Genomic DNA, 604 nt, shown 5'->3' with positions numbered 1-604 from the left:
TCGAGCTCAAGTCTCGTTTGAAGGGATCGCCTTGGAAACTGAAGTCCTGCGCCCTCTACAAGGCGAATGGCGCGCTGTACCAAGACATTTTCCTTTCGGTCCACCGAAATGCTGCGGCCACCGTCGGCGTTCACCGGATCAAGCCAATGGCGCTAGATCCCCTCCTCTGGGAAATCCTCGGCATTCCCGAGAACGTCGATGAGCCGCTCTCTTTCCGCACGTGGGGCGCCTTCACGTGCGCCGGCTTGCCTTTAGCTGAGGTCTCTCTGGAGAGCACTGGTGACAGTGCGCAGGCTGTCGCAGAAGCAACTCGGTCGCTGTGCGGGTCCGCCGATGAGCGCGCCGAGCAGCAGCTCCGTACAGCCCCCTTTTCTTCGCTCGTCGCCGCTCACCCAGACCAGGTAGAGCGCGGGGCATACGCTATCACCTTGGTTACAAGCCTCATTGCTGAGGGTAGCTTGGAACTGGCCGCACGAGAGGCACATGCATACGCTTCCGGGGCCAAACAGTCCTGCGCTAACCTGTCCAGCGAGGGCAAGTCCTTCCATGAGCTCGCGCTCGGTTGGTTGGAGTCTGCAAGGGCATCGGGCGCGGCCGTCAGGGC

Annotated in this window: 1 protein-coding gene; it reads left to right on the top strand. The window is 61.8% G+C overall.

The window, feature by feature from the left end; translation table 11 throughout:
• Positions 1-604 (top strand): hypothetical protein (locus J7I44_RS16710; protein ID WP_209623343.1); only part of this gene is annotated, 604 nt, incomplete at both ends.

Origin of the sequence: Frateuria flava (genome assembly GCF_017837635.1) — a bacterium.
GTDB classification, from domain to species: Bacteria; Pseudomonadota; Gammaproteobacteria; order Xanthomonadales; family Rhodanobacteraceae; genus Frateuria_A; species Frateuria_A flava.
This window is presented reverse-complemented; position numbering and strand designations above follow the sequence as displayed.